Origin of the sequence: Flavobacterium sp. WG21, from assembly GCF_000335775.1 — a bacterium.
GTDB lineage: Bacteria > Bacteroidota > Bacteroidia > Flavobacteriales > Flavobacteriaceae > Flavobacterium > Flavobacterium tructae.
On record NZ_AMYW01000057.1, the window covers coordinates 1 to 10,577 of the forward strand.

The window sequence follows — 10,577 nt, forward strand, 5'->3', positions numbered from 1 at the left end:
GTACCTGTTCAATATTAATCTTCGCTTCGTGCACTTTGTGCTTTCTTTCAAAACCGGAAAAGACTTCCCATTTCATAGCGGCTCCCACGATCCAGTTCTGACTTATGGTCAGTTCGTTAAGACCTAAATATAAGGCCTGATTGATTCCCGTAACAATGGGAGTCGTAGCATTGGCATTGAATAAACTTGAATAGGATACTCCACCAAAAGCTCCGAGTGTGGGTAAGTAAGTTCCTTTTTCCTTCTTTAATAAATATTCATAAGCCAATTTGAAAGATTCTAAAGCTTTTATTTCCTGCTTGTTTAGTGTGCTTAATTTCTCGTCCGTAATCAAATAAGGTGCTAAGGTATACTGCACATGATCTATCTCGCTAATCGAATAACCAGTTAAATATTGAATTTTTTTATAAATTAGTTTCCGTTTTCCATCCAGTTCAATCTTTTTGGAGGAAAGTTCCAGTGCCGCTAGTTTGATCTTATCCCTGTCATACGGAATAGCAAGTCCTTGTTCAATTGCTTTTGTAACACGTTTGGTTTCCGTGTCCAGTCGGTTTTCGCTTTCTTTAATAAGTTTGTCTATTACTTTTAGTAGTTCCAGTTGGTCAAAAGTGTTGATGACTTCTTTTGTGATGGCATCTTTTTCGGATTCTTTTAAGAATACTGTTCCTTTCGTTTTCTCTGCGATGGCTTTCGCTCCGTTTGGGATTTGCATGCCGCTGAATAGTACTGTTTTGGCCATGACACTTCCTGTAAAAATGTTGCCGTAGTTCTTAAAAGCGGTTTTTCCGTCAAACAAAGGATAGTTTACAATCGGAATGGTAGCTGTAGGAAGATCGACCGTGAGTTTGTTGTCAAAATAAGAATATAAGGCACTGGCTTCAATTGTTGGAATGTATTTGTTCCAGACGCCTTTCTCCTGAAGATTTAATTTTTCAATATCTAAATCTTTGTTTTTTAAAGAAGTGCTTTTTTCAATAGCCTTTTGAATGGCTTCTTCCAGAGTTGAAGAAACTGCAATCTGACTTTGTACAGAGTGGAAAGAAAGAAAAAAAAGAAAAGGGAGTAAGTGTTTTTTCATTACAATTTTTATTTCTGTTATTGGACAAATCATGAAACAGGTTTTGTAAGATAGTACAAGAAATGGGAAGGAATCGAAAGAGCAATTATTACAAAGTTAAGAATATAAGTCTTACATTAGTGCTGTTGAGATATTTAAAAAATAAAATGCATTTAAAACTTTTTTAGTATTTTATACTTGTATTACAGAAAGTTATCGGCTTGCATTGGAGTTTGTCTGTTTTTTCATACCTTAGTAAATGTATTTCCAAATTAACTTATTTTTAACATGAAAAAGAGTTTTTTGTTTTTGGTAGTTTTGATGGCGTATTTGTTTAGTTTGCCATCGTTTTCTCAAACTGATAACGAACCTGTTGCTTTAGGTTTGCCGGGCGATAATCTTAATTTGTATGCTGTTTTAGACGTCTTTCAGAAATCCAAAACTTTAGAGGAATTTGAAAGAGTCTTAAATGAACAGGATAGTAAGGTAAATAATCTGGATTTGAATAATGATGGCGAGATTGATTATATCGAAATCGAAAGTCAAAAGAAAGGGAATACACATGTGATTGTACTTCAGGTTGCAGTGAGCAGTACAGAAAAGCAGGACGTTGCTGTTATTGAGGTAGATAAAGATAAAAAGAATAATGTACATGTTCAGATCATAGGAGATGCGGATTTGTATGGCAAAAATTATATTGTAGAGCCTTCAGGTACTGCAGCCGGAACACCTAATCCCGGATATAAAGGAGATGCTCCCGTAATTGTAAATAATAATAATACAATCAATAATTATAATACAACAGCCGGTAATCCGGGTTATGTGACAACAAACATAAACGTATGGCCAGTAGTATTGTACTTGTTTTCTCCTGTATATGTAGTGTACCGATCTCCGTGGTATTGGGGATATTATCCTCCTTATTGGCGTCCGTGGCGTCCGGTTTATTATCATGATTATTGGGGATATCATGGGCATTACTATAGAAATCCTTATTATAGAAGAACGATCTATATAAGAAACCAGCGCTATTATAATAATTATACAACCAGAAGAAATTCATCGACTGTAGTTCGAGATTATAGAAGCAGCGGCCGTTACAATGCAACTTACAACGGAAGGGATTATAAAAGACCTGCTCCGGTAACCAGTACAAGACCAACGAGACCCGCTACCACCCGTCCCGTCAATCCGTCAACAAGACCGATAACACGTCCGACAAATCCGTCAACAAGACCGGTGACGCCAACAGATCCATCAACCCGACCAGAGGCGAGACCATCTCGGCCAGAGAATCGGCCAACAAATCCAACAACGAGACCAATAACGCGTCCGGTAGCCCCAACAAATCCATCAACCCGACCAGAGGGGAGGCCATCTCAGCCCGTGAATCGGCCAACAAATCCAACTACAAGACCAACGACCCGGCCGGTAACACGTCCTGCGACCCGACCGGCAGGTAATAGAGGTATGGCAGCGCCACCAGGTTCCAATCGTGGTTCTGGTGCCAATAGAAGGTAAGATTAAATTATAAATATTAGACTAATTTCTGATTTACAGCATTTATGAATAAAGCGCTACTATTAAAAATTATTTTTTCTTTATAATGTCATTTTTTATGAATGCGCAAACAGCCGCTGATAAGGAAAGTGATGTTAAATACCCACAATTTCAGTTTAAAGGCCTTCTACAAGCGCGTTATTTAGAAAGCACAGGTGAAAAAGTTGATGTTTTGGGAGTTCATCATTCTACGGGTGAAGTAACACAGAGCTCCTTTGATATTAAAAGAATGCGCGTTGGGCTCAATACCAAATTAAGCGAAGCTACAGAAGTTGTAATTCTGGTAAATCTTGCCGATTTTAAGTCTGATCCCAAATCTAAAGTTCTTGAAAATGCTTACGGAAAATATACTTTTAGTAAATATTTAGCCTTAACAGGTGGCCAGTTCCGTCCTGCATTTGGTATAGAAGAGTTGGTTCCTGTTGATATTATAAAGTCATTTGATTTTTCCAATCAGTACTATGAGTTTGGTAAAAACGGATGGACAAGTTTTCAAATTGGAGCTTCGGCAACAGGAGCTTTCGATATTGGAAAGATTCCAGTTAACTATGCAGTTTCTGTTTTAAATGGTAACGGAAAAAATCAGGAAAAGGATAATGATAACGGAAAATTGTACACGACCAGATGGGGTTTTGGTCTGTCTAAAGAACACAAGATCAATCTGGGTCTAAATGGTGGAATTGGGAAAAGAGCCAATCAAAAAGTTTTTGCTTTGGGGATTGATATTACTAGTGATTTTAAGCTTACCGACAGATTGACTTTTGATTTGCAGATTGAATACAAGCAGGGAACCAATCATAATTTGTATTTTTCATTACCGGCAGATGCGAGAACGTCAAATGTTGACGATTATCAAATGCGGGGAATTTACTTTTTGCCTAATTTGAGATACTTGGTCGATTATAAAAAATTAACATCACTGGAGTTGTCCTGTCGTTTTGAATCGTTTGACAATAATTATAAAGTCAATTCAAATGTACGTCAGACGTATACGCCTATGTTGAGTCTTGAGTTTGGGAAAGCGTATACGGGACGAATAGAATTGGGATTTGAAATTGATCGTTTCGACAAAAATATTCCTGACACCTCATTTTATAATGACAACTTATTTTTACTTCAGTTACAACTTCGTCTATAACACAATTTAATTTCCTTTTTTTATGAAAGAAGTACAAATACCTCAAACCCTGATTACACTTGCCGTTGGACTTGCAATTTGGTTTATTCCGGCGCCAGATGGTGTTGTTGCAGAAGCCTGGCATTTGTTTGCTATTTTTGTGGCGACTATTCTTGGAATCATTTTAAAAGCAGCTCCTATGGGTACTATGTGTATGATTGCGATTGCATTAACCGCCTTTACACAGGTGCTGGCTCCCGGAGATGCTGGAAAATCGATCACTTTGGCTTTGAAAGGCTTTGGTGATAAGGTAATTTGGCTTATCGGGATTTCGTTTTTTATTGCGAGAGGATTTATCAAAACAGGTTTGGGAAACAGAATTGCTTTTTTGTTTATCAGGATATTTGGAAAAAGTTCACTTGGATTGGCTTATGGCCTTGGACTTGCCGATTTGGTTTTGGCTCCGGCAGTGCCAAGTAATACGGCAAGAGGAGGGGGGATTATTTACCCAATTATGAAATCAATGTCGATGAGTTTTGGTTCGATGCCGGATCAGCCCGAAACACATCGAAAATTAGGATCGTATCTTACTCTGAGCAGTTACAATGCAAATCTGATCGCGTCATCAATGTTTTTAACAGGAACGGCAAGTAACCCGATGTGTCAGAAATTTGCCCTTAATCTGGGAATTAAAATCAGCTGGATTTCGTGGGCAACAGCTGCGATAGTTCCGGGTCTGGTGGCTTTTTTTGTAATTCCTTTGGTGCTGTACAAGATTTATCCGCCTGAATTGAAAAAAACAGGTGATGCTCCGCAAATTGCAGCTCAGAAACTAAAAGAAATGGGAGCGATCACGCGTAACGAATGGATGATGCTGTTGACCTTTTTTATTCTGTTGTTTCTTTGGATGACTGGTGATCTGTTTTCTATTGATGCGACAACTACTGCTTTTATCGGATTGGTTATTTTATTATTGACTTCGGTGTTAACCTGGGATGATGTAAAAGCCGAAAAAGGAGCCTGGGACACCATAGTGTGGTTCTCCGTTTTGGTGATGATGGCTAGTTCGCTCAATGAACTGGGATTTATTGGCTGGTTTAGCGATGTGGTAAAAGCTGAAATAGGAGGTTTGAGCTGGCAAATGGCATTTCCTATTATTGTATTGGTATACTTTTTTAGTCATTACCTTTTTGCAAGTGCAACAGCTCACGTGGCTGCTATGTATGCTGCATTATTGGGTGTTGGAATTTCACTTGGAATTCCGGGCCTGCTGTTGGCTTTTATGTTGGGATTTGTGGGTTCTCTTTACGGAACTTTAACCCATTATGGGCACGGGCCGGCACCAGTTTTCTTCGGAAGCGGTTATGTCGACCTGAAAAGCTGGTGGGTCAAAGGTTTGATAACCGGTCTGGTTATGCTCTTTATTTATATGGTAATAGGAGGGTTGTGGCTCCGATTAATTGGGGATTTCTAAATACGGATTCCCGGAGGAAGTAACTCTTTGTATTCCGGATTTTTTTTAATAAACAATACAATTTTTGGGTGGATAGGCATTATTCGGAATTTCTTTTCGCTAACCACTTCCATGATGCCTTTTAGTAAAGTGTCAATTGTGGCTTGATTATCAAAGCCTTCAGGGGAGTTGATTTTGGTTAAGAAAATTTTCTTTTCCTGAAAAGAATACTCCACAGAAAGTAAGCCTTCAGGGACTATGGTTTCAAATTGTCTTGCAAAAGTATTGTCTTTGATTTCCATAGTTTCAATGTGTTCCATATTTGTCATGTTTTGGGGGATTGAATTAAAAAAAATAATAGAAAAGAACATTTGATAATTTTATAAAGAACATTCTGGAAAAAATGTTTCAATATAAGTTAACGGGATTGCAAAGTTAATCAATTGATTTTCAATATAAAATTATTTTTTAATCCCGTGAAATAGCTCCGAATTGTGCATGTTTACTACTGTTGTTTGGTTTGTGGAGTAATTTATGGTGTAAGATTTGCATTGGATATTGCTAAAAAAAGTAATTTTAGCTTAAAAAAAGCGGTAACCTTAAATTCTCGTGCAGTCAAATGAGTAAAATTCCTGTATATTTTATGCCCGGCCTTGCGGCAAGTCCCGCTATTTTTGAGCGGATCAGTTTAGACGAGTCTGTTTTTGAAATGTGTTTGCTGGAATGGGAGATTCCGCAGCCAAAAGAATCTTTATCAGATTATGCTCTTCGAATTTCTAAAAACATTAAACATGAGAATCCGGTTCTGGTAGGAGTTTCTTTCGGAGGTGTCCTGGTTCAGGAAATAGCAAAACATATTAATGCGCGAAAAGTAATTATTATTTCGAGTGTAAGAAGTAATAAAGAATTTCCAAGGCGAATGAAAATCGGAAAAACTACAAAAGCATATAAGCTCATTCCGATGAAGTTAATTTTGAATATCGAAAATCTGGCGAAATATTCTTTTGGAGAAAAAGTAAACAAGCGTATTAAGTTGTATGAAAAGTTTCTCGCGGTACGGGATCTCAATTATTTGCAATGGGCTGTCGAATCGATTATTTTATGGAACAGAAGTGAAATTGATCCTAAAGTGATTCATATTCATGGAGATCAGGATGATGTTTTTCCTATAAAGTATATTAATAGCTGCATTGTAGTCAAGGGAGGAACACATATTATGATTCTTAATAAATACAAATGGCTGAATGAAAATCTGCCTTCGATCATTTTGGAAAATTAAAATTTCAAGTTTTTTAAGTTCCAAATTCCAAGTTTCAGGTTTCAAGTTTCAAGTTTTAGGTTTTTACGGGTAATATTATCATCATGAGGAACGAGGGATGACAAATTTGATCTTAAGTCAAACTCCCCATCTCACATCTTACACTTTACTCCGAAATCTAAAACAAAAAAAAATCCCAAACTCTTGTGGAATTTGGGATTTAAAATATTGTAATTGAAAAATTAGATTTTTTTCATTTGCTCTTTCATCATCGAGATTTGCTCTTTTAGCATTCCCTGTTTGTCTAATTTTTTAGCTTCGTTTAATAAATTAGTCGCTTCAAGCTTTCTTCTGCGTGACATTGCAACTCCGGCAAGGTTTAATTTTGCAACTGCAAGATCCATATCCATTGATAATCCAAGTTCGATTGCTTTTTTGAAATGTTTCTCCGCCAGATTGATATTGGTTTGAGATAACATGATACCGTGTAGGTAATTGAAGTATCCTTGTTGCTTTCTTACTAAGGCAGCTTCAGGGTTTTTGATATAAGCAAGCCATTTTTTAGCGCCTTCAAAGTCTTGTTTTCTTAATTTAAGGAAGGCTAAAAGGATAAATTCGTTTTTGAAGTAAAGAAAAACAGGAATTGCAGTTAATAATATAAGGAAAATACCATTCCCGATATTACTCTCTGTAAATTGCCAAATACCAGCGACTACAAGAAGTCCGGCTAAAATAAGTTTAATATTTTTGTGAAACATAATTATTGTAAATTTGTGATTGCAAAGATAGCAAAAGGAATTAAAAATATTTTTATAAAACTACTTGCCAGAAAAAAAAGTCTTTGTATATTTGCACTCGGTTTTGGAATAATGATATTCAAAAACAGAAAAAGATATTAGATACCATTTTAAAGATACAAAACAATGAGCAAAAGAACATTTCAACCATCGAAAAGAAAAAGAAGAAATAAGCACGGATTTATGGACAGAATGGCTTCAGCGAATGGAAGAAAAGTTCTGGCGCGTAGAAGAGCAAAAGGAAGACATAAATTAACTGTTTCTAGCGAACCTAGACACAAGAAATAATGTTTCTATAAACATAAATAAGGCGTTACTTTTTTAGTATCGCCTTTTTTTATACCTTGTCGGTAAAAAAATCTGCAACGTTCTAGTTTAGAATACACTACGAATGTTTTTTGAAGTACTTTTATAATAACTACACAATACAAATAAAATGCCTAAAGACACATCAATAAAATCAGTTTTAATAATAGGGTCAGGACCTATTGTTATTGGCCAAGCTTGCGAATTTGACTATGCAGGTTCTCAATCTGCACGTTCTATTCGTGAAGAAGGGATTGAAGTTATCTTGATAAACTCGAATCCAGCAACAATTATGACCGATCCAAGTATGGCCGATCATATTTACCTGAAGCCATTAACGACAAAATCGATTATTGAAATTCTGAAAGAACATCCACAAATTGATGCCGTTTTGCCTACAATGGGAGGACAAACTGCACTGAACTTGTGTTTGGAAGCTGAAGAGAAAGGAATTTGGCAGGATTTCGGAGTGAAATTAATTGGAGTTGATGTCAATGCCATTAATATTACAGAAGACAGAGAGCAGTTCAAACAGCTTTTAGAAAGAATAAATGTACCAACTGCACCTGCAAAAACGGCTACTTCTTATTTAGAAGGTAAAGAAATTGCACAGGAGTTCGGTTTTCCGTTAGTAATTCGTCCTTCTTTTACTCTTGGAGGAACCGGAGCTGCGGTAGTTTATAAAAAAGAAGATTTTGATGAACTTTTAACCAGAGGTCTTGAGGCTTCTCCAATACATGAAGTTTTAATTGATAAAGCTTTAATGGGATGGAAAGAATATGAGTTAGAGCTTTTAAGAGATAAAAATGATAATGTTGTGATCATCTGTTCAATCGAAAATATGGACCCAATGGGAATTCATACCGGAGATTCGATTACAGTTGCGCCGGCGATGACATTATCAGATACAACATTCCAAAAATTACGTGACTATGCAATCCTGATGATGCGTAGTATCGGAAATTTTGCAGGAGGCTGTAACGTACAGTTTGCAGTTTCACCAGATGAAAAAGAAGATATCGTAGCGATCGAGATCAACCCTCGTGTGTCACGTTCATCAGCTTTAGCATCAAAAGCAACAGGGTACCCGATTGCTAAAATCGCTTCTAAACTGGCTTTAGGATACAACTTAGATGAATTACAAAATCAAATTACAAAATCAACTTCGGCTCTTTTTGAACCGACTTTAGATTATGTAATCGTAAAAATACCACGTTGGAACTTCGATAAATTTGAAGGTGCCGACAGAACTTTAGGACTTCAGATGAAATCTGTTGGAGAGGTAATGGGAATCGGGCGTTCGTTCCAGGAAGCATTACACAAAGCTACCCAATCTTTAGAAATTAAAAGAAACGGTTTAGGAGCTGACGGAAAAGGATATAAAAACTACGAGCAGATTATCGAAAAACTGACTTTTGCGAGTTGGGATCGTGTTTTCGTAATTTATGATGCAATTGCAATGGGAATCCCATTGAGCCGTATTCATGAAATCACAAAAATCGATATGTGGTTCCTGAAACAATACGAGGAATTGTATACTTTAGAGAAAGAAATTTCAAATTATAAAGTAGAGACTCTTCCGAAAGAGCTTTTGCTTGAAGCCAAACAAAAAGGTTTCGCTGACAGACAAATTGCTCACATGATGAATTGTCTGGAAAGTGAAGTACACACTTTGCGTATGGACAAAAACATCAACCGTGTGTTTAAACTGGTAGATACTTGTGCGGCTGAGTTTAAAGCTAAAACACCTTATTACTACTCGACTTTTGAGGCAGAAATTGAAAAAGCAAACGGGGAGCGTTATGTAGATAACGAAAGTATTGTAACGGAGAAAAAGAAAATCATCGTTTTAGGTTCAGGACCAAACAGAATTGGACAGGGAATTGAGTTTGATTATTCTTGTGTGCACGGGGTTTTAGCAGCCAAAGAATGTGGTTATGAAACTATCATGATCAACTGTAATCCTGAAACGGTTTCGACTGATTTTGATACGGCGGATAAACTATACTTCGAACCGGTTTTCTGGGAACATATTTACGACATTATTCAGCATGAGAAACCGGAAGGTGTTATTGTACAGTTAGGTGGACAAACTGCTTTGAAACTGGCAGAAAAATTATCTAAATACGGTGTAAAAATCATCGGAACTAGTTTTGATGCACTTGATTTAGCCGAAGACAGAGGAAGATTCTCGGATTTGTTGAGAGAATTACACATTCCTTTCCCGCAATTCGGAATTGCAGAAACGGCTGACGAAGCTTCTGCACTGGCAGATCAGTTGGATTTCCCACTATTAATTCGTCCTTCTTATGTATTAGGAGGTCAGGGAATGAAAATCGTAATCAACAAGAAAGAGTTAGAGGAGCATGTGATCAATTTATTGAAAACTATTCCCGGAAATAAATTGCTTTTAGATCACTATTTGGCCGGAGCAATTGAAGCGGAAGCGGATGCGATTTGTGATGCAGACGGAAACGTTTACATTATCGGAATTATGGAGCATATCGAACCTTGCGGAGTTCACTCCGGAGATAGTAATGCTACTTTACCTCCTTTTAACTTAGGAGAATTCGTAATGCAGCAAATCAAAGATCACACAAAGAAAATTGCCAGAGCTTTAAAAACAGTGGGCCTGATCAATATTCAGTTTGCGATAAAAGACGATACCGTTTACATTATCGAAGCCAATCCAAGAGCTTCCAGAACAGTACCGTTTATTGCTAAAGCTTATGGTGAGCCTTATGTGAACTACGCTACAAAAGTAATGTTAGGACACAATAAAGTAACTGATTTTGACTTTAACCCACAATTGAAAGGATACGCGATTAAACAACCGGTCTTCTCCTTCAGTAAATTCCACAATGTAAACAAAGCATTAGGACCTGAAATGAAATCGACAGGAGAGAGTATCTTGTTTATTGACGATCTAAAAGACGATCAGTTCTACGAATTGTATTCCAGAAGAAAAATGTATTTGAGTAAATAATCTCAAGTCTTACTATAAAAAAAAGCTCCAGTGATGGAGCTTT

The 10,577-nt window shown here is 36.9% G+C and carries 9 protein-coding genes; 6 read left to right on the plus strand and 3 right to left on the minus strand.

Annotation, left to right across the window (positions count from 1 at the left end):
* A partial coding sequence (locus C245_RS0122200; RefSeq protein ID WP_026110228.1) for a TolC family protein occupies nt 1-1,078 on the minus strand: 1,078 nt, incomplete at its 3' end.
* A gap of 267 nt (nt 1,079-1,345) precedes the next feature.
* Here C245_RS0122200 and C245_RS23430 point away from each other — a divergent pair.
* The 3 genes from C245_RS23430 (at nt 1,346) to C245_RS0122215 (ending at nt 5,208) form a co-directional block, all read left to right on the plus strand.
* Nucleotides 1,346-2,578, plus strand: a complete 1,233-nt coding sequence (locus C245_RS23430) for a hypothetical protein (protein WP_017498811.1) — start codon at nt 1,346-1,348, stop codon at nt 2,576-2,578.
* A gap of 97 nt (nt 2,579-2,675) precedes the next feature.
* Nucleotides 2,676-3,755 (plus strand): porin, encoded by a 1,080-nt coding sequence (locus C245_RS0122210; protein WP_017498812.1) that lies wholly within the window; start codon nt 2,676-2,678, stop codon nt 3,753-3,755.
* A 22-nt stretch (nt 3,756-3,777) separates the two neighbouring features.
* Complete coding sequence (locus C245_RS0122215; protein ID WP_017498813.1) at nt 3,778-5,208, plus strand: anion permease; 1,431 nt, start codon at nt 3,778-3,780, stop codon at nt 5,206-5,208.
* On the opposite strand, the gene C245_RS0122220 is transcribed toward C245_RS0122215, so the two are convergent.
* Nucleotides 5,205-5,489 (minus strand): GNAT family N-acetyltransferase, encoded by a 285-nt coding sequence (locus C245_RS0122220; RefSeq protein ID WP_026110230.1) that lies wholly within the window; start codon nt 5,487-5,489, stop codon nt 5,205-5,207. The genes C245_RS0122215 and C245_RS0122220 overlap by 4 nt on opposite strands.
* Nucleotides 5,490-5,806: 317 nt before the next feature.
* On the opposite strand from C245_RS0122220, the gene C245_RS0122230 reads away from it, so the two are divergent.
* Nucleotides 5,807-6,466 carry an alpha/beta hydrolase gene (locus C245_RS0122230; protein WP_017498816.1) on the plus strand — a complete coding sequence of 220 codons (660 nt, stop codon included), beginning with the start codon at nt 5,807-5,809 and terminating at the stop codon, nt 6,464-6,466.
* Between the two features lie 221 nt (nt 6,467-6,687).
* On the opposite strand, the gene C245_RS0122235 is transcribed toward C245_RS0122230, so the two are convergent.
* A complete protein-coding gene (locus tag C245_RS0122235) occupies nt 6,688-7,203 on the minus strand; it encodes a hypothetical protein (protein ID WP_017498817.1) in 516 nt (171 codons plus the stop codon).
* 165 nt (nt 7,204-7,368) lie between these two features.
* Between C245_RS0122235 and rpmH the strand changes: the two genes are divergently transcribed.
* Nucleotides 7,369-7,530, plus strand: coding sequence for a 50S ribosomal protein L34 (rpmH, locus tag C245_RS0122240; RefSeq protein ID WP_008464848.1), 162 nt, complete (start codon nt 7,369-7,371; stop codon nt 7,528-7,530).
* Between the two features lie 148 nt (nt 7,531-7,678).
* On the plus strand, nt 7,679-10,534 hold the full coding sequence (gene carB / locus C245_RS0122245) for a carbamoyl-phosphate synthase large subunit (RefSeq protein WP_017498818.1): 2,856 nt from the start codon (nt 7,679-7,681) through the stop codon (nt 10,532-10,534).
* Nucleotides 10,535-10,577 lie beyond the last annotated feature (43 nt).